This window comes from Pseudomonas sp. AC211 (assembly GCF_979258055.1).
Genome location: NZ_OZ409830.1, coordinates 2,654,673 through 2,679,591, shown reverse-complemented (window position 1 = coordinate 2,679,591; position 24,919 = coordinate 2,654,673). Strand labels below are relative to the sequence as shown.

The following is a 24,919-nucleotide window of genomic DNA, read 5'->3' as shown; positions in this document are numbered from 1 at the left end:
AAAAGCTAGGGAGCGTCGGATACATGTCCAGTAATCCTTTTATGCCGCAAATGCATGACATCCAGGCCGCTGGTGGTTTGGTGCCAATGGTCATCGAGCAGTCCGCCCGCGGCGAACGCGCTTATGACATCTACTCGCGCTTGCTCAAAGAGCGCGTGATTTTCCTCATCGGTCCAGTCGAAGACTACATGGCCAATCTGGTCGCAGCCCAACTGCTGTTTCTGGAAGCGGAAAATCCGGACAAAGACATCCACCTCTACATCAATTCCCCAGGCGGTTCGGTGACTGCGGGTATGTCGATCTACGACACCATGCAGTTCATCAAACCTGACGTGTCTACCATCTGCATCGGCCAAGCCTGCAGTATGGGTGCGCTTCTGTTGGCTGGCGGCGCCGCTGGTAAGCGTTACTGCCTGCCGCACTCGCGCATGATGATTCACCAGCCATTGGGTGGTTTCCAGGGGCAGGCTTCGGATATCGAGATTCACACCCGTGAAATCCTCACGATCCGTGATCGCCTGAACCAAATTCTGGCGCACCACACCGGTCAGCCGATCGAGGTGATTGCCCGCGACACCGACCGTGACAACTTCATGAGCGGCGAAGTCGCCGTGAATTACGGTCTGATCGACAAGGTTCTGAGCAAGCGGGAAATGGCTGCTCAGTAAGCCTTTTGGCAGCGGTCAGTAATACATGGCCGCCATGCGGGCTTGAAAATGCCCGCATTTGCCCTCATCTTGTGTTTCAAGCCTATCGGATTGGATTGAACGAATGACTGACACCCGCAACGGCGAGGACAACGGCAAACTGCTTTATTGCTCCTTCTGCGGCAAAAGCCAGCACGAAGTACGCAAATTGATTGCCGGCCCTTCGGTCTTTATCTGCGACGAGTGCGTTGACCTGTGCAATGACATCATCCGCGAGGAGGTGCAAGAAGCTCAGGCCGAGAGCAGCGCTCACAAACTTCCCGCGCCCAAGGAAATCAGCACCATCCTTGATCAGTATGTGATCGGGCAGGAACGCGCGAAAAAGGTGTTGGCGGTGGCGGTATATAACCACTACAAACGCCTCAACCAGCGCGACAAGAAAGATGATGTCGAACTGGGCAAAAGTAACATTCTGCTGATTGGTCCGACCGGCTCGGGTAAAACCCTGCTCGCCGAGACGCTGGCTCGCTTGCTGAACGTGCCGTTCACCATCGCTGACGCCACCACGCTGACCGAAGCCGGCTACGTCGGTGAGGACGTTGAAAACATCATTCAGAAGCTGTTGCAAAAGTGTGATTACGATGTAGAAAAAGCTCAGATGGGCATCGTCTATATCGACGAAATCGACAAAATTTCCCGCAAATCCGATAACCCGTCGATCACTCGTGACGTTTCTGGCGAGGGCGTGCAGCAAGCCCTTCTGAAGCTTATCGAGGGCACGGTCGCCTCCGTTCCACCACAAGGTGGTCGCAAGCATCCGCAGCAGGAGTTTCTGCAGGTGGATACGCGCAACATTTTGTTCATTTGTGGCGGCGCGTTTTCGGGTCTTGAGAAGGTTATTCAAGGCCGTTCGGCCAAAGGCGGGATCGGCTTCAACGCTGAAGTGCGCAGCATCGACCTGGGCAAAAAAGTCGGAGAATCCTTGCGTCAGGTTGAGCCTGATGACTTGGTCAAGTTTGGCTTGATTCCTGAATTTGTAGGTCGTTTGCCTGTTATCGCGACGTTGGACGAATTGGATGAGGCTGCGTTAATGCAGATTCTCACCGAGCCGAAAAATGCGCTCACCAAACAATACGCCAAGCTGTTCGAGATGGAAGGCGTGGACCTGGAATTCCGCCCGGATGCCCTGAAGTCTGTTGCTCACCGGGCTTTGGAGCGCAAAACCGGCGCCCGTGGGCTGCGATCCATTCTTGAAGGCGTATTGCTCGACACCATGTATGAAATCCCGTCTCAAACGGACGTGAGCAAAGTGGTGATCGACGAGAGCGTAATCGCGGGCACATCCAAACCGCTGTTGATCTACGAAAACAGTGAGCCGCCGGCAAAAGCTGCGCCAGACGCATAAAGCTCGGTTGTCACATGGTTAAACCAAAGGGGCCTGCGGGCCCCTTTGCTTTTTCCTGAACGAGCGCTTGTTTTTTGTTTGGGCTGCCCCCATCTTAGGTCCAAGGGTATTTCCCACCTGTTTACGGCCGAATGGCCGCCGTAGAGCTGAAAATCATGAAGACAACAGTCGAATTGCCTCTCTTGCCACTGCGTGATGTCGTGGTCTACCCACACATGGTGATCCCGCTGTTTGTGGGGCGCGAAAAATCTATTGAAGCCCTTGAGGCTGCGATGAGCGGCGACAAGCAGATCTTGCTAGTCGCGCAAAAGAACCCTGCAGATGACGATCCTACTGAAGACGCGCTTTACCGCGTCGGTACCGTAGCCACCGTGCTGCAATTGCTGAAACTGCCCGACGGCACAGTAAAGGTATTGGTCGAAGGCGAGCAGCGCGGCGCTATCGAGCGCTTCATCGAGATCGACGGCCATTGCCGTGCGCAGGTCGCGTTGATTGAAGAAGTCGATGCCGCCGAGCGCGAATCGGAAGTCTTCACCCGCAGCCTTCTGAGCCAGTTCGAGCAATATGTTCAGCTCGGCAAGAAGGTGCCGGCCGAGGTCTTGTCTTCCCTCAATAGTATCGATGAGCCCAGCCGCCTGGTTGACACCATGGCGGCGCACATGGCGCTGAAAATCGAACAGAAGCAAGAAATCCTCGAGATAACTGAGCTCGCCCAGCGGGTTGAGCACGTGTTGGCTCTGCTGGATGCTGAAATCGATTTGCTGCAGGTCGAGAAGCGCATTCGCGGCCGCGTTAAAAAGCAGATGGAACGGAGCCAGCGCGAGTACTACTTGAATGAGCAGATGAAGGCCATTCAGAAAGAATTGGGTGATGGCGACGAAGGCCATAACGAACTCGACGAATTGAAGAAGCGAGTCGAGAACGCCGGCCTTACTAAGGAAGCGCACACCAAGGCACAGGCTGAGCTGAACAAGCTGAAGCAGATGTCGCCGATGTCAGCCGAAGCAACTGTGGTTCGCTCCTATATTGATTGGCTAGTGAATGTGCCGTGGAAAGCTGAAAGTAAAGTTCGCCTGGATCTCGCCAAAGCCGAAGACATTCTCGACGCCGACCATTACGGCCTCGAAGAAGTAAAAGAGCGCATCCTCGAATATCTCGCCGTGCAGAAGCGCGTGAAAAAGGTGAAAGGTCCCGTGCTCTGTCTTGTTGGCCCACCTGGTGTGGGTAAAACCTCCCTGGCGGAGTCGATTGCTCACGCGACCAACCGCAAGTTCGTACGTATGGCGCTAGGGGGCGTGCGCGACGAGGCTGAAATCCGCGGTCACCGCCGTACCTATATTGGTTCCATGCCGGGTCGCCTGATTCAGAAGATGACGAAGGTTGGCGTGCGCAACCCGCTCTTCTTGCTCGACGAAATCGACAAGATGGGACAGGACATGCGCGGGGATCCCGCCTCGGCGTTGCTCGAGGTGCTCGACCCAGAGCAAAATCACAATTTTAACGACCATTACCTGGAGGTTGATTACGACCTGTCAGATGTGATGTTCCTCTGTACAGCGAACTCCATGAACATTCCAGCGCCTTTGCTGGATCGTATGGAAGTGATTCGTCTACCAGGCTATACGGAAGACGAAAAGGTCAATATCGCGGTGAAATACCTCGCACCGAAACAGCTTCAAGCCAACGGTTTGAAGAAAGGTGAGCTTGAGTTCGAGGAGGCTGCGATCCGCGACATGATCCGCTACTACACACGCGAAGCGGGTGTCCGTAGTCTCGAGCGTCAGATTGCGAAGGTTTGCCGGAAGGCCGTTAAAGAGCATTTCCGTGAGAAGCGTATGAAAGTCGTCGTGGCTGCTGACTCGCTCGAGCACTTTCTCGGAGTCAGTAAATACCGCTACGGACTGGCCGAGCAGCAAGATCAGATTGGGCAGGTCACCGGGCTTGCGTGGACCCAGGTTGGCGGCGAGTTGCTGACGATCGAAGCGGCTGTTGTGCCTGGCAAAGGCCAGTTGATAAAGACCGGCTCTTTGGGCGATGTAATGGTGGAATCCATTACCGCAGCACTCACCGTGGTGCGCAGTCGAGCCAAGAGTCTGGGGGTCGCGCTCGACTTCCATGAGAAGCGCGACATTCACATTCACATGCCGGAAGGGGCGACCCCTAAAGATGGCCCCAGCGCCGGCGTAGGCATGTGTACGGCCCTGGTTTCAGCGCTTACGCAAATACCGGTTCGAGCAGATGTGGCCATGACTGGCGAGATCACTTTGCGCGGTCAAGTTCTCGCAATCGGCGGCTTGAAAGAAAAACTTCTTGCGGCTCATCGCGGCGGAATCAAGATTGTGATTATTCCCGAAGAGAACGTTCGTGATCTGAAAGAGATTCCAGAGAATATTAAGGCTGACCTGCAGATTAAACCGGTTAAATGGATTGACGAGGTCCTGCAAATTGCGCTGCAATACGCGCCGGAGCCCTTGCCCGATGCGGCTCCGGAGATGGTTGCAAAGGATGACAAACGCGAGACTGATTCCAAGGAGCGAATTAGCACGCATTAGCCGGGGGGCTTCCTTGACACATTTTTAGAGCCCTTGTTATAAAGCGGCTCTTCTTGTGCCAAATGGCCTTCCAGCACCGTTTTTGCTTTCACCCAAAAATTAAGAAATAAACTCAAACAGGAATAAGGGGACTTAGAGTGAACAAGTCGGAACTGATTGATGCTATCGCTGCATCTGCTGATATCCCGAAAGCTGTAGCTGGCCGTGCGCTGGACGCAGTAATCGAATCCGTAACTGGCGCTCTCAAGGCTGGTGATTCGGTTGTACTGGTAGGCTTCGGTACTTTCGCTGTTAAAGAGCGCGCTGCTCGTACTGGCCGTAACCCACAGACTGGTAAGCCGATCAGCATCGCTGCTGCTAAGATCCCAGGCTTCAAAGCTGGTAAAGCTCTGAAAGACGCCGTTAACTAAGCGTCTTTCTGGTTTTGCCCACCTCGGCCAGCGTAATGCTGGCCGAGTCGCGAGGCGGTAGAGCAGAGCTGGTTAGATTACCGGCTCCGCGCAACGAGGTTCGATACGAGCCTTGATCGCCCCGCCAGCTACGAGAAGGCGCATCCTCGGATGCGCCTTTCTTCTATCCGGATTCTACCCACGCTCCACGGCCGCTTATTTCAGTACGGTCGTTTCTGGGGGACGCATGCTGCAGAACATCAGGGACAATTCACAAGGCTGGATTGCCAAGACCATCATCGGTGTCATCGTTGCCTTAATGGCATTCACGGGCATTGAGGCTATTTTCACTTCTCAAAGCACCGCGCAACAGGCTGCCAAGGTCAATGGTGAAGAAGTAAGCCAAAACGAACTGAGCCAGGCGATGGAAGCCCAGCGTCGCCAGTTGATGCAACGCCTCGGTAAAGATTTCGACGCTTCGCTGCTCGACGATAAACTGCTGCGTGAAGCAGCTTTGAAAAGTTTGATCGAGCGCAAACTGCTGCTGCAGAGCAGCAAAGACGCACATTTCGCATTTTCCCAGCCCGCTCTGGATCAGTTGATTCTGAACACCCCAGAGTTCCAGGTAGACGGCAAATTCAACTCCGACCGTTTCGACCAGGTTATTCGGCAGATGGGGCACACCCGTCTCCAGTTCCGTCAAATGCTTGAGCAAGAAATGCTCATCGGCCAGTTGCGTGCAGGCGTGTCCGGTAGCGGCTTTGTGACTGACGAAGAAGTGCAAAACTTCGCCCGTCTGGAAAAACAGACCCGTGACTTCGCGACGTTGACGCTCAAGGCGGATCCCAAAGCGGTGAAGCTTTCTGACGATGACATCAAAGCCTACTACGACGAAAACGCCAGTCAGTTCATGAGTCCGGAACAGGTCGTTCTTGATTATATCGAGCTGAAGAAAGAAGCGTTCTTCAGCAAGGTGGAGGTCAGCAATGAGGACCTCCAAGCCGCGTACGAGAAAGAAATTGCCAACCTCGCTGAGCAACGCGAGGCCGCGCACATTCTTATCGAAGTGACCGACAAGCAAACCGACGAGCAGGCTAAAGCGAAGATTGATGAGATCAAGCAGCGTCTGGACAAAGGCGAAGATTTCGCCAAGTTGGCCAAAGAGCTGTCCGAAGATCCAGGCTCCAAAGCTAGCGGTGGCGACCTCGGCTATGCCGGTAAAGGTGTCTACGATCCTGCCTTCGAAGAAGCACTCTATGCGTTGGACAAAGGCGCTGTTTCGGCCCCGGTACGCAGCAGTTTCGGCTGGCACATCATCAAGTTGCTGGGCGTTCAGGCACCCGAAATACCGACCCTCGCCAGCTTGAAAGATAAACTGACCCGCGAGCTGAAAACCGCGCAGGTTGAGCAGAAATTCGTTGAGGCCAGCAAGGCGCTCGAAGACTCCGCATTCGAAGCGTCGGACCTCAGCCAACCCGCGCAAGAACAGGGCCTGCAGGTGCAAACCAGCGCGCCGTTCGGTCGCGAAGGGGGAGAGGGTCTGACCGCGAACCGTCAGGTGTTGCAGGCAGCGTTCAGCCCGGAAGTGTTGGAAGAAGGCTCGAACAGCGGAGCCATCGAACTCGATCCCGACACCGTGGTGATTGTGCGCGTCAAAGAGCACAAAAGGCCCGAGCAGCAGCCGCTTGAAAAAGTCACCGCTGCGATTCGCGAGCACTTGATTCAATTGCGCGCCGCTGAGGCGGTGGAAACCAAAGGCAAGGCGATGGTGGCTGATCTGCGCGAGGGCAAAACCCCAGTCGCTCAGGCCAAAGGTCAGCAAGACTGGAAGGTCGTGGAAGCTGCAACCCGTAGCCAGGAAGGTATCGAACCTTCCGTGTTGCAGGCGCTGTTTCGCATGAGCAAACCGGAATCGGCCGACAAACCCACCTTCACCGGCGTCACCCTGGCTAACGGCGACTATGTCGTCGTGCAGCTCAAAGGTGTCAGCGAGCCGAAGGAAAGCTTGAGCGAAGAAGACAAGGCGATGTACCGCCGCTTCCTCGCGTCGCGCAGTGGCCAGCAAGACTTCGCTGCGTTCCGCGCCGAACTGGAAGCCAAGGCGAAAATCGAGCGTTTCTAAGCATTCGATTTAGCCAATAAAAAGCCCCGCGTTATGCGGGGCTTTTTATTGGGGTGCCGGCGGCAGAGGGCGAGCGTTAAGATGGCCGTTTTCTGCCGCCGTTGGAGTCTTCGATGCACGCGTCCCTTCCTTCTATTGCCTTTGCTGGCATCGGCCTGATGGGGCTGCCCATGTGTCAGCGGTTGTTGTCGGCCGGCTACACCCTGACCGTCTGGAACCGTTCACCGGAGAAATGCGCGCCGTTGGTAGCCGCCGGTGCCCGCCAGGTCAGCACCCCTGCCGAGCTGTGCGCTCACGCCGATGTGGTGATGTTGTGCCTCGCCGATACGCGCGTCGTGCGCAAGGTCGTGTTCGGCGAAAACGGCGTAAAGGACGGCGCGAAAGCGGGGCAGTTACTTGTCGATTTCTCCAGCCTGGAACCTGCCGCCACCCGGGAAATGGCCGCTGAATTGGAAAGCCGTACTGGCATGCATTGGCTGGACACTCCGGTATCGGGAGGCGTGGCCGGTGCCGAGGCGGGCACATTGACCATTATGGCCGGTGGGCGCGAAGTGGACATTGAGCGCGTTCGCCCTGTCCTGATGAACCTGGGGCAGCGTCTCACCCGTATGGGCTCCGTAGGGGCGGGCCAAGTCACCAAGGTATGCAATCAAATGATCGTTTCCTGCAATGCGCTGGTGATTGCTGAAGTCGTCGCGCTAGCGGAAAAATCCGGCGTCGATGCGGGTGTGCTGGCTTCAGCTTTGGCCGGTGGCTTCGCTGATTCCAAGCCGCTGCAAATTCTCGCGCCGCAAATGGCCGCGAGCCAATTCGAGCCCATCAAGTGGCATGTGCGCACCTTACTGAAAGACTTGGATACTGCCGTGAAACTTGCTCGTGAGCATGACTCAAGTACCCCGATCAGCGCATTGGCTGCGCAACTGATGCGCTTGCATGGCGCCAACGTCGGCAATCTTGAGCGCGACCCGGCAACGCTTATTGAACTGTACCGGGAGAAGCATTGATGAACGTCGCGGCCAATATCTCCCTGCTGTTCACCGAGCTACCGCTGCTCAAGCGTATCGGCGCTGCCGCTGCGGCGGGTTTTTCAGGCGTCGAAGTGCAATATCCCTATGAAGTCCCGGCTATTCAGTTCAAGGAAGCCTTGGCGGCTGCCGGGCTGCCGTTGCTACTACTCAACATCGCTGCGCCCGACCTTGCCTCTGGCGGCCCAGGCCTGGCCGCCGTGCCCGAGCGTCGCGAGGCGTTTGCCCAGGCTTTGCAGGAGGCGCTTACCTACGCTGCCATGGTGCGCCCGCAATGTGTCAACGTGTTGCCAGGGCGCCTGGCTCAAGGCGTGAGCCGCGACCAAGCGCTTGCGACGCTCGTCGATAACGTGCGGATGGCAGCCGAAGCCTTCCGGCCTTTGGGAATTAAAGTGCTCAGCGAGGCGATCAATCCCCTGGATATGCCAGGCTTCTTAATCAACACGCCGGAGCAATTGCGCGCGCTAGTCAACGCCGTGAATCACGAAAATTTCGCCGCCCAGCTCGACCTTTACCACATGGCGCGCCAGGGCCTGGATTTGTCTCAGGCAATTGCCGATTTGGCAGGAGTGATTGGCCACGTACAGTTCGCCGACTGTCCTGGCCGCAATCAGCCAGGCACCGGCAGCATTGATTTCGCCTCGGCCTTGGAGGCGTTGCGCCAGGCCGGATACACGGGCTGGCTGAGTGCCGAATACCGCCCCAGCGAGGGGACCGACGCTTCCCTGGCCTGGCTTTCGCAATGGCGCAGCGCCGGGATGCTTAGTCCTCAGTAGTGCTGTCGAGCTTCCAATAGCCAGCGGCCTTCAGAAAGTTCTCGTCAACACCGAAGTCATTGAGCAGTACGCGACGCACGCGACGCGATGTTGCCGACTCCGCGGCGATCCAGGTGTACAGCGAGCCACTCGGCAGCGTGATGGTTTTCACCGCGCTGAGCAGATTCTCCCCCTGGTCTCGGTGCAACCATTGCACCGCCACGTTCGCCGCGCTGCGCAAGGTTTGCTGCTCGGCGGCGTCGGCCACTTCGATCAACGCCAGCACCTGACGCCCGGGCGGTAGTTCCTCTAGGCGCCGTGCAATAGCGGGCAGAGCGGTTTCGTCGCCGATCAGTAAGTAGCTGTCGAACATGTCGGGCACGATCATCGAACCGCGTGGCCCGCCTGCATACAGGTGCTGCCCCGGTGCTGCCTGCTCTGCCCAGGTGGAAGCGGGGCCGTCGCCGTGCAGCACGAAATCGATATCCAACTCGCCCGCCGCCGCGTCGTAACGGCGCGGCGTGTAGTCGCGCATCGCCGGCTTGGGCCCCTCGGTTTCCGCTCCAGCGTGGAGTGCTTCCAGCGCCGCTTGCTGCTCCGGTGTCTGGGCGAAAAACAGTTTTATATGGTCGTCGCTTCCCAAACTGATAAAACCCGCTAGGTCCGGGCCGCCAAGGGTGATGCGGCGCATATGGGGGGTCAGCTCGGTAACGCGGATCACATCCAGGCGACGACGTTTAATTTCATGCATCACGCGGTGAATGCCCGCTGCGTTGGGTTGTGTCATTGCGCGCTCTCCGGGTTGGTTGGAGCCGGCTGTGGGCCGGCAGCGATGGCGGTGGCGGCGGCATTCAGCAAATCGCGCACGCGGATGATTTCCGCCTCGCTCCATTGCCCATGGTGCAGCTGCAACGCGTGCCGCAGGTTATGCACCGCCTCGTGAATTTGTGCCGGCCGGTCATGGCCGCGCATTGAGCGTTTACTGACTTCCAAGCGCACCCTGAGCCCGTCCAGCGCCACTTGCTGCTCAGCGAGCGAGGCGCGGCCAGTGTCGGTCGCGGTGTAGAGCTTTTTGCCGTGCTGCGCATCGCCGGCAATCAGGTCGCTTTCTTCAAGAAAGGTTAGCGTTGGGTAAATAACCCCTGGGCTTGGGGCATACGCGCCTTCAAACATATCTTCAATTCGGCGGATCAGGTCGTAGCCGTGGCTGGGTTGTTCAGCGATCAGCGCCAACAACAACAGTTTCAAATCGCCTGGTGCAAACACCCGTGGTCCGCGTCCGCCGCGCCCACCGGGGCGGCGTTCGAACTCATCGGTTTCACGCATATGGAAGGGATGGTGATGGTGGTCTCTCATCGTTTTACTCTCGTCTCGGGTTTCTAAGATATAACGTAAGATATATCGTATAGATCTGGCAAGCCGTTTCGACCAGCGGTAACTGCCGCGTTCCGCCAGAGCTCCGCGCAGAAAGCGAGAAAAAATCGCGTTACATAAGGTTTACGAATGTTCACAGACACCGCATCGCAGAGGCTCTAGATTGGACCCTCGGGCTTTGTCCTACAGTTTTTTGCGTAGCGGCGACGTCAGCGTAGATAAGAACAACAAAAGAGAACTCCTTTATGTCCAGTGCTACTCAGGCGGCCAATGCTTGGCGTGTCTTGTTTTTGCTGTTCCTTGCGAACCTGTTCAATTTCTTCGACCGCAGCATTCCGGCGATCATCATCGAGCCCTTGCGCCATGAATGGAGCCTGAGCGACCTGCAGCTCGGCCTGATTGGCACCGCTTTTACCATCGTCTACGCGATCGCCGGCGTGCCGTTGGGGCGCATGGCCGACACTGGTTCGCGCAGCAAAATCATGGGCTGGGGACTGATGGTGTGGAGCGGTCTGACTGCGGTTAACGGCTTCGTTTCGGGATTTTGGAGCTTTCTTCTGGTGCGCATGGGCGTTGGCATCGGTGAAGCAAGTTACGCGCCTGCCGCCAACTCGCTGATCGGCGATCTCTTTCCCGCCAACAAGCGCGCCCGTGCCATGGGTATTTTCATGTTGGGCCTGCCGCTGGGCTTGTTGCTCGCCTTCTTTACCATCGGTGCGATGGTGGAAGCCTTTGGCAGTTGGCGGGCGCCATTTTTCATCGCCGCCGTTCCGGGCATGATCCTGGCCGTCTTTATGTTCTTCATCCGCGAACCACAGCGTGGCGCGGCCGAGGTGGTGCAAGTGGCGGCGGTCAAGGTCGATCGCCCGGTTCTCAAGGTGTTGAGCATCCGTACATTCTGGTGGCTGGTGGTCGCCGGGCTGTGCTTCAACTTCGCAACCTATGCCTGTAACTCGTTCATGGTGCCGATGCTGCAGCGCTACTTCCTGATGCCGCTGGGGCAGGCCGCAGTTGCTACCGGCATCATTGTCGGCATTACCGGGCTTGTTGGCTTGACGGTCGGCGGCTGGTTTGCCGACAAGGCGCACCAACGTTCCGAGCGTGGTCGTCTGTGGATGGCTGCGGCGTCGCTGGCCATTTCTACGGTCGCGACAGGCTGGGCGTTATCGCTTGGTGCCGGAAGCATTGCTTTGTTCGTGGCAATTTTTAGTCTTGGTTGGCTGTTTTCCTACAACTTCTACACCTGTGTTTACACCTCGATTCAAGACGTAATCGAACCGCGACTGCGTGCAACCGCAATGGCACTTTTCTTTGCCGGTCTGTACCTGCTCGGTGGTGGGCTTGGTCCAGTCGTGGTTGGTTGGCTGTCCGACCATTTCGCGCATTCAGCGATGTATGCCGCAGGTGCTGCCGAAATGAGCGAGGCGTTTAAAGCGGTTGGCTTGCACGACGCGATGTACCTTATACCGATCGCGATGCTGCTGACCCTGTTGGCATTGATTCAGGCCGCGCGGCATTTGCCAAAAGATGCGCTGGCCATGCGGCAATCCATGGAAGCCAACGCTGCATAACTTACGACTACAAATAAAAAGGCCCGCATGCTGCGGGCCTTTTTTATTTGTAGTCGTGAAAGATAGGGTCATTGCGCTCGATGAATGTACGTTACTTGTTGTAGAAACAATACTTCGTTATGTACGATTTTTTCTGCTGAAATAAATAACAGCCGGTAGTTTTATTAGTTTCCCTTGTTTTAAGGGAGGTTTCATACATTTGGCACGGTCGCCCCTTGCACACGCGTTGTCTTGTTTGGCGTAGCTTTAGTTTTATTCTTCGCCGCATAGAACTGCTGCCGTGCATATAAAAAGCTGGAAGTCTTATATTTTCACCGTGAGTTGTCAGGAGTGGCTGCGAAAGTACGCCGCAGGCGTTGCTGTGGGCGGCTTTACCCTTCTTGTGTGCCTCCCCGCTAGTGCCGATAAACCGACATCTTATTATCCCTCAGGTGTAACTCCTATCGAGCAGGAGTCGGACCGGCGCGAAAAGTTATTACTTGAGGAGAAAATCGCGCGGGAATTAAAGGAAAACCAACAAAAAATAAAGCAGCAAAGCAAGAGCGAGGCTTCGTCGGCGAGCCCGAAAGTTTCGCCTAAACAAAAAGAAGAAGGCGACTAGCGTTGCGGAGGGCGGCTTATATAGAACCGGTTTCTGCAATCAAAATCACGATTATTTAACTTGAGCTCATTATGAACAAACATTGTTTTCGCCTCATCTTCAGCAAACCCTTAGGTTTTTTAATTCCGGTCGCCGAAATCGCTACTGCCCAACGCAAACCTGGGCAGCGGCAGGGGCCTGCTGCTAGTGCAGTTGCACCTAAACCGCCGGCTTTTTCGATTAAGCATCTCGCACTTTCTATGTGGGTGGCCGCTGTTCCAAGTTGGGCCACCGCAGAAATTTTGCTGGATCGCAGCACCGGCGCCACGGTATCCAGCGCCGTCAATCGCGTGCCGGTGATCGAGATCGCCAATTTAATGGTTCAGACGGCCGTGCAGTACGAGAAATTATTGGAATACTCGAAGGATCTAGCCTCTGGACGCTTCGATGCCGATGAACATGTTTATGCCAACTTGAAAGACACGAGCAAAGGAAGCACTGAAGAAAGTCCATATCAAAACATGCTCGTGCCGCCTAAAACCACGGCGGCCGTTGAGAGCAGTGTTGCCGACGCGACCAAGAAGGGGCCCCCCGTTGCCAGCCGTCCCGCGAAGAATGTTGCGCAGACCGATGTGGCTGGTGAGAGCAGTGTTGCCGGCGCGACCAAGAAAGGGCCCCCCGTTGCCAGCCGTCCCGCGAAGAATGTTGCGCAAACCGATGTGGCTGGTGAGAGCAGCGTTGCAGAGCCGGTGTTAAGGCGTAAGGCTAACAACACTGCGCCAACCAAGCGGACCGGCGGTGTTTTCGATACGGCGCGGTTGAGATCAGACGATGCTCATCACGTTGTGGTGCAGGTGGGTACAGATCAGGTTGTGCGCGAGGCCGCGGCAAATCTCGCCCAGAAGCATCCTTTCAACACCACTCAATATGCTCGGTTGAAAGACGGCAGCTTGATTCTGGTGGGCGGGGAGCCTCAAGTGAATCCGACGCAAACGCTTAAAGTGCAAGTGGTTGGACATGGCATCGGAAACCATATCGGCGCAGCGAATGCGACGGAAGTACTCGGTTTCGTTAAAGAAGTGGAATCCCAGTTCGGCAAGCCGGTAGATAAGTTAACACTGAACGGCTGCCGTACTAACTGCTTGGCTGGCCAGCTGCAAGATGATTTGCCGTTCGTTAGAGTCAAGGGTTTCGAAAAACCCATTGCCATTAACAAGGACGGCAAGCGTTACGAAGTTGATGCAACGGACAACAACGCACTTGCGAAAAAAGGTGCAACCAAAGCGGCTGATGGGAAAGGGGCAATGCCCCAGGCGAAAGAAGCGCAAGCGCCGCAATCCAGCAGCTCTGATGATGCGGCGAATAAGATCACTGACGGTTTTGAATCGGCCAATACGCCTTACAAGGCGAAGATAGTTAGGTGGTACGAGTCCAATGAGACAATCAGCGGCGAGCGTTATGACTTCTTACGGCAGATAAGAAATAAAGTCTCAACGCAACTTTCTAACGGCCCCGTCCTGTTTGGCGAAAATCACGGTTTTGCAGATCAGCACACAGTCATCCGCAGTCTAATTGCTGATGGAATGGTAAAGAATCTGCTAGTGGAAGACGTTCCTTTTAGTAGGGATTTAGCGGTCAATGGAGGGCAAAATGTCCTAAAGTTGGTAAAGGAAAAAGGTTACGACTCGGTCGAGCATTATTTAGATACTTCCACAATTAGTCCTCGTCTGAGGAGAGATCCTGAAATTTTGCGCGGGCTTGTTGATTTCTATTCAAGTCGCGAAGATTTTTCCAGTTCGTATAGTCAGACGCTGATTGACGCGATGAGAGCAGGCATCAACATCTATCCTATTGATGTTCGCCGAAAGGAGCTTACTGGACCCGACTACGACAGGGATTTTCGCAACAAATACATGGCGTGGAACATAAAAAAACTACCAGGTCTGAACGGACCGGGAACGATCGGTTCATTCGGTGCGCTTCATACAACAATTTCCGAACATAACGGCCGCCTAATTCCGACACTCCAAGAATTAGCGGGTATCGATAATTCAAGGGTCTATAACCTGACCCCAGCCTTTCAAGATTTTGAGACAGGGAAGTTTCATCCGCGCTGGGGCGAGTTAAGTAAAGGCGACGTGGCCGACCCTGGGATTTATATGAACTCACTGGAAGCTAAAAAAACCAATTCATCACTGATTGGTTGGAAAGGTCAGAACGATGGAAAGCTGAGTTACGTTCCAGCCAAATATCAGAACCGAATAGTCGTCGACTCGGCTAACAACTCCGGTTCACAGGTTAAAGCCAATAAACTGCTGCAAAAGTACCCAGTGAATACATTGCTGCTCAAGGATCTCGGCGGTGGTCGGCTGGAATACGTCGCTGGCCAGTTTGTCACGCCTAACGACTATACAACTAGAACCGCAAAAATCACTGTGTTGAGAGACTCATCAGCGGTGGGAGACGCTACTTCACAGAAAGGCGTGGTTGCCGCGCTGTCCCGTAAGCTATCCAACAACTTGGCAGTCAAAAAAATTGAAATCGTGAAAGTGTCAAAAAAATCGGTATCGGCACCGTCACACACGCTTTAGTCATCTACTGATCGGTAATTATCCGAACATAAGCCTGGTCGCGGTCACCCGCCACCAGGCTTTTTTATTGGGCATTGGTGCGGGTTTAAATTAGCTGACCTTCAACACCAACTTGCCGAAGTTTTCACCGCTGAACAGTTTCAACAGGGTCTCGGGGAACGTTTCCAGACCGTCGACAATGTCTTCCTTGCTCTTCAACTTGCCGGCTCCCATCCAGCCGCCCATTTCTTTGGCGGCGTCGGCGAATTGGCTGGCGTAGTCCATGACCACGAAGCCTTCCATGCGTGCGCGGTTGACCAGCAGCGACAGGTAATTGGCCGGACCTTTTACGTTTTCTTTGTTGTTGTACTGGCTGATGGCGCCACAGATGACGATGCGTGCTTTCGGCGCGATGCGGGTCAGCACGGCGTCAAGGATCTCGCCGCCGACGTTATCGAAATACACATCGACGCCTTTCGGGCATTCACGTTTCAGGCCGGCGTGCAGGTCTTCGTTTTTGTAGTCGATGACGCCGTCAAAACCGAGCTCGTCTTTGAGCAGCTTGCACTTCTCGGCGCCGCCAGCGATGCCGATCACACGGCAGCCTTTGATTTTAGCGATCTGGCCGACCACGCTACCCACCGCACCGGCCGCGCCGGAAATCACCACGGTGTCGCCTTCTTTTGGCTGGCCCACATCCAGGAACGCGAAGTAGGCGGTCATGCCTGTCATGCCCAGTGCCGAGAGGTACAGCGGCAGGGGCGCGCGATTAGGGTCTACCGGATAGAAGCCTTTGGGCTCGCCAAGGAAATAATCCTGAACGCCCAGTGCGCCGTTCACATAAGTGCCGACCGGGAATTTGTCGTTTTGCGAGGCGATTACTTTGCCCACGCCAAGCGCGCGCATCACTTCGCCAATACCCACCGGCGGGATGTACGACTTGGCATCGTTCATCCAGCCGCGCATGGCCGGGTCCAGAGACAGGTATTCGTTTTTAACCAGAATCTGACCGGGGCCGGGTTCGCCGACTGCGTTTTCCACATAGCTGAATGTGTCGCGGCTCGGCAGGCCCACGGGACGTTGGGCGAGCAGAAATTGGCGATTGAGTTGGGTGGTCATGGCATTCACTCGTGGCAGGGAAACAGTGGTGATAGACCTCCGCCGGCCCGAGGGCAAGGTTTGGTCGTTAGCGGAATGCAGGCTTATCCATCTGCTAAATGGTCAGCCGCCGTGCTTTATCACTGCGCTGGATTACGGCTACTCGCGGCCTTCAATAGTGCTGACGCGCGGTGCGTGGGGCTGGCTAGACTTGCCAGCCAGAACAATTCGATACCACTAAAGAGGGATAAGGGAATGGGCATGACTTTCTCCGGCCAGGTTGCTCTGGTCACCGGCGGTGCCAACGGCATTGGCCGAGCCACAGCGCAGGCTTACGCGGCCGAAGGCCTGAAAGTAGTGGTGTCGGATGTGGACGTAGCGGGCGGCGAAGGCACGGTGCAGTTGATTCGCGAGGCCGGCGGCGACGCCACGTTTATCCGCTGCGACGTAACCAAAGACGCGGAAGTACAAGCGCTGATGGCCGGTGTGGTCGAGGCATATGGCCGTTTGGATTACGCGTTCAACAACGCCGGCATCGAGATCGAAAAAGGCCGCGTGGCTGAAGGCAACGAAGCCGAGTTCGACGCGATCATGGGCGTCAACGTCAAAGGCGTGTGGCTGTGCATGAAGTACGAGCTGCCGTTGATCATGGCGCAGGGTGGCGGGGCCATCGTCAACACCGCCTCGGTGGCCGGCCTTGGCGCTGCGCCGAAGATGAGCATTTACGCGGCCTCGAAACACGCCGTGATCGGCCTGACCAAATCGGCAGCGATTGAATATGCGAAGAAGAAAATTCGCGTGAACGCCGTGTGCCCGGCCGTGATCGACACTGACATGTACCGCCGTGCCCACGAGGCCGATCCAACCAAAGCCAACTTCGTCGCCGCCATGCACCCGGTCGGCCGTATCGGCAAGGTTGAGGAAATTGCCGCCGCGGTGATGTACCTGTGCAGCGACAACGCCGCGTTTACCACGGGTCATTCGTTGGCAGTGGATGGTGGGTCGACTGCTATTTGATTGGGGTTTGATTCATCGCGGCCAACCGCACTCGCGAATGACTGCGAATGTTCGCCGATCCCGTAGGAGCGAGCTTGCTCGCGAAGCTTTTGAGGGTTAAGCGCTTCGCGAGCAAGCTCGCTCCTACAACGGCTGCGGCGGCCGGCCTAAACCAGCGCCCGATACTGCACTTCAAACCCCAGCTCACACGATTCTCCCTGCGCCAACAACCGCAACCCCGGCCGCCCTGGCAGGTGGTGCGCGTTTACCGGATGGCTCACCGGCTCCACGCAAAAGAACGGCTTATCGAGCGGGCAAAACAGCAGAAAGAATTCGCTGCCCGTCGCCTGCATTTCCAGTTCATAGCCAGCATCCGCCTGGCTGATCAACACGCGACCATCCCAGCCGGTAAAGCCGTTATCCACCAGCTCGTTCGGTAGCGAGGCGCCGTCGCGGAAATTCCACGCTGGCGGCAGCTCAGTCAGTTCGGTCGGCAACCGTCCTTCATCACACAGCCATACCTGGTCTGCATGAATCTGTAAGCGCGTGCTTGTTGTGCGCGGTAGATACGGATGCAAGCCCAGGCCATGCCAGCACGGTTGTTCGGCCAGGTGAGTGACCTGAAGCTGAATGCTAAGGCGTCCGTTGTTCAGGCGAATATGTTGTTCGGCGCGGTAGGCGAACGGCAGGCTGCTGTCCAGCCGCAGCACCAGGTTCGACTGACCGTGTTCCACCACCTGCCACGCTTGCTGCCAGGCGCTGCCGTGAATCGGTAAGGGATCGTTGGCGGCGTTGGGTTCCAGTGCCAGCCAGCCTTGCGGGCAATCGAAGCCACCGTTGCTGATGCGGTTGGACCAAGGCGCCAATGGGTAGCAGCCTAGTTGCCGTGGACCTTCGATATCCGGCGGGCATGGGCGCAGCAAATCGAGCTGATCGCTCAGGCGCTTCCAGGCCACCAGGCTGCCGCCAATGGAAGGGGCCACGGTGAGGCGGGTGAGGGCGTCTTCGATACTGACGAAATCGCTAGCATTCATGGGGTCATCAGCCTGTAGGGAAAGGCGCACGTTGCTGTGCGCATTGGTGTCGTTATGCCGCAGATTTGCCGCGTTTGCAGGGGTGTCATCGTACAACCGCTGGGATATGATGGCCGCCTGCCCGTTAGCCGAGAAAGACCGTCGACATGGAAATCCCAAGCCCCCAGCCACGTGTGCGCCGCAAGCATCGCAGCCTCGCTCAAGAGTTGGTGACCGAGTTGTCGCAGCAGATTCGCGATGGCTTGATCAAGCGGGGTGAGAAACTGCCCACCGAGTCGGCCATCATGGAAGCGCAGGGCGTTAGCCGGACCGTGGTGCGCGAAGCCCTGTCGCGTTTGCAGGCCTCGGGCCTGGTGGAAACCCGTCACGGCATCGGCACCTTCGTGCTCGACACCCCAAGCCCCAGCGGTTTTCGCATCGACCCGGCAACCATCGTCACCCTGCGCGACGTGTTGGCCATTCTCGAATTTCGTATCAGCCTGGAAGTGGAGTCGGCTGGCCTGGCGGCGCAGCGTCGTACCGCGGCGCAGCTGCAAGCCATGCGTGAAGTGCTGGATGCCTTGCGCGAAAGCGCGGCTCATTCGGGCGATGCGGTGGCCTCGGATTTCCAGTTTCACCTGCTGATTGCCGAAGCCACCGGCAACCGCTATTTCACCGACATCATGAGCCACCTGGGTACCAGCATCATTCCGCGTACGCGGATCAATTCGGCGCGCCTGGCCCATGATGATCAGCGCCATTACATGGCCCGGCTTGAACGTGAGCACGAGCAGATTTTCGAAGCCATTGCCCGCCAGGATTCCGATGCAGCTCGCGCTGCTGTGCGCCTGCACCTGACCAACAGCCGCGAACGGCTGCGTCAGGCCCACGAAGCCGCCCAGGCCGGCCAGGAATAACTGGCCTCAGCCACGGCGCGGACCGCTGCGCCGGTAGGTCAGCAGCACAATGCCACTCACCACAATCAGCCCGCCGATGATCTGTCCGGGGCTGAGCAACTGCCCCAGAATCAGCCAGCCGAACACCAGGCTGGCCACCGGTTCGACGTTCATCACGGGCGCGTTGCGCGCCATGTCCAAGCGCGTCATGCAGATGAACAAGGTGGAAAACGCGACGCCATAGAGCACTACCAAACACGCCAGCGCGACCCAGCCGGTGGGCGCCGAGGGCAAGCCGAGGCCGCCCGGCATCACGCCGCTGACGCCGGCAATGGCCACGCTGGAAAACACGATGAGCATGGTCAACATGCTGCGCACGGTGCCGACCATGCCGGCGAGTTTGTGGTCGGTAATCCACAGCGCCACGGCAAACACCATGGCCGCGCCAATACCGAACAGCACGCCTTCGACCCACTCGATACCGTCGTCCACGCCGTTGAGCCGCGAAGGCACATCCAGCGCGAATACCAGGCCAAACAGAATCACGCCCATCAGCAACATGGCGCCCGGGGTCGGCCGTGCGCCGCCCAGTGCCCAGGTGAGCAGCACCAACAAAATGGGCGCGATATTGACGATCAACAGCGCCAACGCCACCGGAATACGCGCCACGGTCGAATACACACAAAAGCTCTGAGTGGCGATCAACAGCCCCAACGCCAACTGCCACGGCCAGGTGCCGGCGGGCAGCTGCAACGAATCACGCCGCCACCACACCAGCCCCGCCAGCACCAACGTGGTCACGCCCGAGCGACACAGAATCGCCAGCAACAAGCCGGTGTCGTGATCGAACGCAATCCGTGCGGCGATGTGGTTGCCGGCGAAGCTGCTGGCCAGCAGGGCCAGAATCAGCACGGCGATATGACGGGGGAAGAGGGCGGAGCTAGGCATGACCATCCTTATAAAAAAGGCCGCACCTAAGAAAACGGGGGCGGCCAATGCTGCTTAAAACAAAAGGATCCATTTGGAACCGAGGGTCACTGTAGGAGCGGCTTTAGCCGCGAGCTTTTGAGGGTCAAGAGCATCGCGGCTAAAGCCGCTCCTACAGGACGTACGTTCGGGTTAGAGCACCACGCTTGGCAGCCAGAGGCTGATAGCTGGAATGTAAGTAACGGCGATCAACACAGCGAACAGTGCGGCATAGAAAGGCAGCAGCGCTTTCACGGTCGACTCGATGGACACCTTGCCCACCGCAGCCCCGACAAACAGCACCGCACCCACCGGTGGCGTAATCAAACCGATCCCCAGGTTCACCAGCATGATCATGCCGAAGTGCACCGGGTCGACGCCGATACCGGTTACCACTGGCAGCAGAATCGGGGTGAGGATCAGGATCAGCGGCGCCATGTCCATGACGGTGCCGAGCATCAGCAGCATCACGTTGATGCACATAAGGATCACGTAGCGGTTGTCTGACAGGGTCAGGAACGCGGTGGTGATCTTGGTCGGGATTTCCATCAGCGTGAGGATGTAACCGAAGCTGGCGGCGAAGCCGATCAGGATCATCACGATGGAAATGGTCCGACCCGCGCGGTGCATCAGTTTGGGCAGGTCGCGCCATTTATAGTCGCGGTAGATGAACATGGTCACGAAGAACGACCACAGCACCGCAATGGCAGCGGACTCGGTTGCGGTGAACACGCCCGACAGAATGCCGCCGAGAATGATGACCATGGCCATCAAACCCCACAGCGCTTCAACGGCAATTTTAATGGCCTGGCGCAGCGGGATCACTTCGCCTTTCGGGTAGTTGCGCTTACGGGCGAACACCATGCACAGCACCATCATCACGGCGCTCAGCAGCAGGCCCGGACCGATGCCGGCAATGAACAGCGACGCAATGGATACCGAACCACCGGCAGCCAGCGAGTAGAGCACCGAGTTGTGGCTGGGCGGCGTGAGCAGCGCTTGTACCGAACCGCTGACGGTTACGGCAGTGGAGTATTCGCGCGGATAGCCGGCTTTTTCCATTTCTGGAATCAGCACTGAACCGACCGAAGCGGTGTCCGCTACCGACGAGCCAGAGATGGCGCCGAAGAACGTCGAGGCCATGATGTTGACCAACGACAGACCGCCACGCACGAAGCCGACGCACACGCCTGCCAACGCCACCAGGCGCCGGGACATGCCGCCCTCGGCCATGATTGCGCCCGCCAGTACGAAGAACGGAATGGCCAGCAGGGAGAATTTGTTCACGCCGCCTGCGACCTGAATCATCAGCGCATCGAACGGAATATCGATCCAGAAAGCGCCAATAAGCGCTGACAGGCCCAGGGCGTACGCCACCGGCATGCCGATCATGATCAGCACAACGAAACTGCCGAGCAGTATGAGCGCGTCCATTATTTGGCCTCCATCGGTTCTTCAACGTCATAGCTCATGACGCGACGCTTGCTCTGGTCACCCAGGAAGAGTTTTTCCAAGACAAAAATCAGTGTGATCACGCCGCCAATTGGAATCGGCAGGTAGGAGATGCCAACGCGCAACGCGGGCATTTCACCCAGAAACTGGTTCCAGGTGCCGGCGCACAGCTTGGCGCCTTTGGTAATCATGAAGACGCAGATCAGCGCCATCAGCAGCTGCACCACAACCGACAGTACCTGACGCACAGCCGGTGGCATGCGCTCGGTGGCCATGTTTACAGCCATGTGGGCACCGGCGCGGTAGCTGGCGGCGGCGCCGAAAAAGGTGAACACCACCATCAACAAGATGGCCGTGGGCTCAGGCCAGCTGGAACCGCTGCCAAGCACGTAGCGGGCAAAGATGCCCCAGGGAATTATCAGAGTCATGACCAGAATCGACAGCCCGGCAATGCCGATGCAGAGTCGATACAGCTGGTCATTAATGCTCAACAGCGTGTTTCTCATGGGACTTCACCAGCAGCGTTGTCAGGGTGAGGGAGTGTTTCTGCTTTGTTGAATTGCGATTGCGTAAAAACGTAGCGAGCGAAGGTTAGGCAAGGCGCAAAAGACAGGTGGCTGTAGCCAATGAGCATTTTTGAATCTGTCTTTAACGCCGCCTAACCGAGCGCAGTAGTTTTTTATTTAACGGCTTCGATGCGTTTGATCAGCTCGGCGTACGGCGCGCCGTATTGCGCACGGACTGGCGCGGTGGCGTCGACGAACTCTTTCTTCTCAGCGTCGGTCAGGGTGATGAATTCCACGCCGGCCGCTTTCAGTTTGGCTTCGCTGCTGGCGGATTTTTCATCCCACAGTTTGCGTTCTTCAAACTGCGCTTCACGGGCCAGTTTTTTCACCAGGGCTTGCTGCTCGGGAGAGAGCTTTTCCCAGGTGGTTTTCGAGATCACTACCGGCTCCGGCAGAATCAAGTGGCCAGTGAGCGTGTAGAACTTGGCGTTCTGGTAGTGGTTGTGTTCAAGCATGGTTGGCGGGTTGTTTTCTGCGCCGTCGATCACGCCGGTTTGCAGGGCGGTGAAGATTTCACCGGTGGCCATGGCAATGCCGTTACCGCCCATGGCGTTGATGGTGTCGATAAACAGCGGGTTGCCTTGTACGCGGATTTTCATGCCTTTGAGATCGGCCATCTTGCGTACTGGTTTCTTGGTGTAGAGGTTGCGGGTGCCGCCATCCATCCACGCCAGGGCCACCAGGTTGAAGTCGGAGTTGGTGATCTTGTCGAGAATCTCCTGGCCAACCGGGCCATCGATCACGGCGCGCATGTGCGCCTGGTCGCGGAAGATAAACGGCATGTTGAACACGTTCACATCCGGCACAACCGGGCCGACGATGCCCAGGCTTACACGGGTCATCTGAATGGCGCCGAGCTGCACCTGTTCAACCACTTCTTTTTCCGAACCCAACACACCGCCTGCGAACATTTTGAAGGTGATTTCGCCACCCGATTGTTCTTCGAGTTTTTTGCCCATGGCTTGCTCAGCCACGACAGGCGGGTAACCGGTGGGGTGCACCTCAGCGAATTTGATGTTCAGGGCGTGGGCGCTGCTGGACAGGCAAAACACCAGGGGCAGGGCGGCGGTCAGCAAGGTACGTTTGAAGTTCATCGTAAAGCTCCGGTTTTGTTTTTGTTTGCGGGTGGCTTGGGTGACGCTTTGTTATCGGGACGCAGGCGTGTTGTTCAGCAGGCGAACAACGGTTCCTCCAGGCCTTTTACTCCGGGCTGCAGGGCGAACACGCCACCGGCCAACGGCTGGTCGCTGAGGTCGCCGCCGGGGCGGATGGAGGTGACGAACAAGGTGTCCAGCCCGGCGCCGCCAAAGGCGCACATGGCCGGTTTTTTCACCGGTACGGCAAGGGAACGGTCGAGCTTTCCCTGGGGGGTGAAACGGTGCACCAGGCCGGCATCGTTGCCGCAAATCCAGTAGCAGCCGTCGGCGTCTACGGCGGCGCCATCGGGGCGGCCCAGGTGATGGTTCATGTCGACGAACAGGCGACGGTTGTGCGGCGTGCCGCTGTCGATGTCGTAATCGAAGGCCCAGATTTTCTGCACGCTGGGGTGCGAATCGGACAGGTACATGGTGCGGCCATCCGGGCTAAAGCCCAGGCCGTTGGGCACGATGAAATCGGTGAGTTGCGCGGTCAGCGGTTCGGTTTGCTCGGCGCTGTAGCGATACAAGGCGCCGACCGGTGAACCGGCGGCCATGTCGAGCAACATTGTGCCGGCCCAGAAGCGGCCTTGACGGTCGCAGCGGCCGTCGTTGAAGCGCATATCGGCGTGGGCGTGTTTGACCGCCGCGAGCGGGCTGCTGGCGAGACTGCCGTTGTCTTTGGCGCTCAGGCGAAACAGGCCGCTTTGCATGCCGGCAATCCAGCTGCCGTCTACATGGCGGGCAATGCAGGCGAGCATTTCTGGCGCTTGCCAACTGGTGCTCTGGCCATCGCTGGCAGCCCAGCGATGCAGGCGCTGGGCGGGAATATCCACCCAATACAGGGCTTGTTCGGCCACGCTCCACACCGGGCTTTCGCCGGTGGCATTGCGGGCGTCGACAATCAGTTCAGCTTCCATGACAGCGCATTCTCTTGTGTTGTTTTTATGAGAACAGCTACAGCGGTAGAGCAGGGCGGCTCAGTCGTCGCCGAATGGGCCAGCCGCTACGAACGCACCGCCTTGGTAAACCATCGCCGGGTCATCAGCGGCCGGCATTGGCTGCGCCTCGACTTTGGCGCGGAATACTTCCGAGCTGTCTTTGGGCTCAAAGCCCAAGTGGCTGGCCAGGCGGTTGTCCCACCATTGCGTGGCGTTGGCCGAGGCGCCGTAGACCACGGTGTGGCCGACGTTGGGCGTATACAGGGCGCGTTCGAGCAGTTGGGTGAGGTCGTTGAAGCTCAGCCAGGTGTGCATCATTCGACGGTTTTGCGGTTCCGGGAACGAGGAGCCGATACGGATGCTCACGGTTTCGATGCCGTAGCGGTCGAAGTAAAAGCTGGCCATGTCTTCGCCGTAGGACTTGGACAAACCGTAGTAGCTGTCCGGGCGGCGAGGGGAAAGGGCGTCGAGTTTTTCGTCTTGCTTATAGAAGCCGATCACGTGGTTCGAACTGGCGAAGATCACGCGCTTTACGCCATGGCGGCGAGCCGCTTCATAGATGTGGAAAACGCCGCAAATGTTCGGGCCGACGATTTCTTCGAACGGCCGCTCAACCGACACACCGCCGAAATGCAGAATGGCATCGACGCCTTCAACCAGATCGTGCACGGCTTGTTTGTCGGCGAGGTCGCAGCGCTGCACTTCTTCATGCTCGCCAGCGGCCGGGGCCATGTCGGCGATGTCGGAAAGGCGCAGCACCTTGGTGTAAGGACGCAGGGTTTCGCGCAGCACTTTGCCCAGGCCGCCAGCGGCACCGGTGAGTAGAAGGCGATTGAAGGGAGTTGGAGTGGTCATGACTGGTCCC

General features: G+C 57.3%; 22 protein-coding genes. 12 read left to right on the top strand and 10 right to left on the bottom strand.

Annotated elements, in window-relative coordinates:
- Positions 1-23: 23 nt before the first annotated feature.
- The 7 genes from clpP to ACZZZP_RS12520 all read left to right on the top strand — a co-directional run bounded on the left by clpP (position 24) and on the right by ACZZZP_RS12520 (position 8,916).
- On the top strand, positions 24-668 hold the full coding sequence (clpP, locus tag ACZZZP_RS12550) for an ATP-dependent Clp endopeptidase proteolytic subunit ClpP (protein ID WP_463382937.1): 645 nt from the start codon (positions 24-26) through the stop codon (positions 666-668).
- 103 nt (positions 669-771) lie between these two features.
- On the top strand, positions 772-2,052 hold the full coding sequence (clpX, locus tag ACZZZP_RS12545; RefSeq protein WP_122495527.1) for an ATP-dependent Clp protease ATP-binding subunit ClpX: 1,281 nt from the start codon (positions 772-774) through the stop codon (positions 2,050-2,052).
- A gap of 155 nt (positions 2,053-2,207) precedes the next feature.
- A complete protein-coding gene (gene lon / locus ACZZZP_RS12540; protein WP_463382936.1) occupies positions 2,208-4,604 on the top strand; it encodes an endopeptidase La in 2,397 nt (798 codons plus the stop codon).
- 137 nt (positions 4,605-4,741) lie between these two features.
- A complete protein-coding gene (hupB, locus tag ACZZZP_RS12535) occupies positions 4,742-5,014 on the top strand; it encodes a nucleoid-associated protein HU-beta (RefSeq protein ID WP_003239952.1) in 273 nt (90 codons plus the stop codon).
- 226 nt (positions 5,015-5,240) lie between these two features.
- Positions 5,241-7,115, top strand: coding sequence for a SurA N-terminal domain-containing protein (locus ACZZZP_RS12530; protein ID WP_463382935.1), 1,875 nt, complete (start codon positions 5,241-5,243; stop codon positions 7,113-7,115).
- A 113-nt stretch (positions 7,116-7,228) separates the two neighbouring features.
- Positions 7,229-8,119, top strand: coding sequence for an NAD(P)-dependent oxidoreductase (locus ACZZZP_RS12525; RefSeq protein WP_463382934.1), 891 nt, complete (start codon positions 7,229-7,231; stop codon positions 8,117-8,119).
- Positions 8,119-8,916 (top strand): hydroxypyruvate isomerase family protein, encoded by a 798-nt coding sequence (locus tag ACZZZP_RS12520; RefSeq protein WP_463382933.1) that lies wholly within the window; start codon positions 8,119-8,121, stop codon positions 8,914-8,916. Before ACZZZP_RS12525 ends, ACZZZP_RS12520 begins: the two co-directional genes overlap by 1 nt.
- Here ACZZZP_RS12520 and ACZZZP_RS12515 read toward each other — a convergent pair.
- A complete protein-coding gene (locus ACZZZP_RS12515; RefSeq protein WP_463382932.1) occupies positions 8,903-9,682 on the bottom strand; it encodes a siderophore-interacting protein in 780 nt (259 codons plus the stop codon). The two genes, ACZZZP_RS12520 and ACZZZP_RS12515, sit on opposite strands and share 14 nt — an antisense overlap.
- Entirely contained in the window at positions 9,679-10,251 is a 573-nt protein-coding gene (locus tag ACZZZP_RS12510; protein WP_463382931.1) for a PadR family transcriptional regulator, read from the bottom strand. Before ACZZZP_RS12510 ends, ACZZZP_RS12515 begins: the two co-directional genes overlap by 4 nt.
- Positions 10,252-10,514: 263 nt before the next feature.
- Here ACZZZP_RS12510 and ACZZZP_RS12505 point away from each other — a divergent pair, with 263 nt between their 5' ends.
- The 3 genes from ACZZZP_RS12505 to ACZZZP_RS12495 all read left to right on the top strand — a co-directional run bounded on the left by ACZZZP_RS12505 (position 10,515) and on the right by ACZZZP_RS12495 (position 15,011).
- Positions 10,515-11,840 carry a spinster family MFS transporter gene (locus tag ACZZZP_RS12505; RefSeq protein ID WP_463382930.1) on the top strand — a complete coding sequence of 442 codons (1,326 nt, stop codon included), beginning with the start codon at positions 10,515-10,517 and terminating at the stop codon, positions 11,838-11,840.
- 280 nt (positions 11,841-12,120) lie between these two features.
- A complete protein-coding gene (locus ACZZZP_RS12500; protein WP_463382929.1) occupies positions 12,121-12,441 on the top strand; it encodes a hypothetical protein in 321 nt (106 codons plus the stop codon).
- Between the two features lie 71 nt (positions 12,442-12,512).
- Complete coding sequence (locus ACZZZP_RS12495) at positions 12,513-15,011, top strand: C80 family cysteine peptidase (protein ID WP_463536558.1); 2,499 nt, start codon at positions 12,513-12,515, stop codon at positions 15,009-15,011.
- 90 nt (positions 15,012-15,101) lie between these two features.
- Here the strand turns inward: ACZZZP_RS12495 and ACZZZP_RS12490 are convergent, their stop codons facing one another.
- The gene (locus tag ACZZZP_RS12490; RefSeq protein WP_463382924.1) at positions 15,102-16,109 is read right to left on the bottom strand and encodes an NADP-dependent oxidoreductase; all 1,008 of its coding nucleotides are present in this window, start codon (positions 16,107-16,109) and stop codon (positions 15,102-15,104) included.
- A gap of 234 nt (positions 16,110-16,343) precedes the next feature.
- Here ACZZZP_RS12490 and ACZZZP_RS12485 point away from each other — a divergent pair, with 234 nt between their 5' ends.
- On the top strand, positions 16,344-17,105 hold the full coding sequence (locus ACZZZP_RS12485; protein ID WP_463382923.1) for an SDR family oxidoreductase: 762 nt from the start codon (positions 16,344-16,346) through the stop codon (positions 17,103-17,105).
- Positions 17,106-17,251: 146 nt separating this feature from the next.
- Here the strand turns inward: ACZZZP_RS12485 and ACZZZP_RS12480 are convergent, their stop codons facing one another.
- Positions 17,252-18,118, bottom strand: coding sequence for an aldose 1-epimerase (locus ACZZZP_RS12480; protein ID WP_463382922.1), 867 nt, complete (start codon positions 18,116-18,118; stop codon positions 17,252-17,254).
- 146 nt (positions 18,119-18,264) lie between these two features.
- On the opposite strand from ACZZZP_RS12480, the gene ACZZZP_RS12475 reads away from it, so the two are divergent.
- Positions 18,265-19,014, top strand: a complete 750-nt coding sequence (locus ACZZZP_RS12475) for a FadR/GntR family transcriptional regulator (RefSeq protein ID WP_463382921.1) — start codon at positions 18,265-18,267, stop codon at positions 19,012-19,014.
- Between the two features lie 6 nt (positions 19,015-19,020).
- On the opposite strand, the gene ACZZZP_RS12470 is transcribed toward ACZZZP_RS12475, so the two are convergent.
- The 6 genes from ACZZZP_RS12470 to ACZZZP_RS12445 all read right to left on the bottom strand — a co-directional run bounded on the left by ACZZZP_RS12470 (position 19,021) and on the right by ACZZZP_RS12445 (position 24,909).
- Positions 19,021-19,941, bottom strand: a complete 921-nt coding sequence (locus tag ACZZZP_RS12470) for an EamA family transporter (RefSeq protein ID WP_463382920.1) — start codon at positions 19,939-19,941, stop codon at positions 19,021-19,023.
- Between the two features lie 171 nt (positions 19,942-20,112).
- Positions 20,113-21,393, bottom strand: a complete 1,281-nt coding sequence (locus tag ACZZZP_RS12465; protein ID WP_463382919.1) for a TRAP transporter large permease — start codon at positions 21,391-21,393, stop codon at positions 20,113-20,115.
- On the bottom strand, positions 21,393-21,917 hold the full coding sequence (locus ACZZZP_RS12460) for a TRAP transporter small permease (RefSeq protein WP_463382918.1): 525 nt from the start codon (positions 21,915-21,917) through the stop codon (positions 21,393-21,395). Before ACZZZP_RS12460 ends, ACZZZP_RS12465 begins: the two co-directional genes overlap by 1 nt.
- Before the next feature lie 173 nt (positions 21,918-22,090).
- Positions 22,091-23,071 carry a TRAP transporter substrate-binding protein gene (locus ACZZZP_RS12455; RefSeq protein ID WP_463382917.1) on the bottom strand — a complete coding sequence of 327 codons (981 nt, stop codon included), beginning with the start codon at positions 23,069-23,071 and terminating at the stop codon, positions 22,091-22,093.
- A 74-nt stretch (positions 23,072-23,145) separates the two neighbouring features.
- Positions 23,146-24,033 (bottom strand): glucurono-1,5-lactonase, encoded by an 888-nt coding sequence (locus ACZZZP_RS12450; protein WP_122495559.1) that lies wholly within the window; start codon positions 24,031-24,033, stop codon positions 23,146-23,148.
- Between the two features lie 60 nt (positions 24,034-24,093).
- A complete protein-coding gene (locus ACZZZP_RS12445) occupies positions 24,094-24,909 on the bottom strand; it encodes an NAD-dependent epimerase/dehydratase family protein (RefSeq protein ID WP_122495561.1) in 816 nt (271 codons plus the stop codon).
- Between the last annotated feature and the right edge of the window lie 10 nt (positions 24,910-24,919).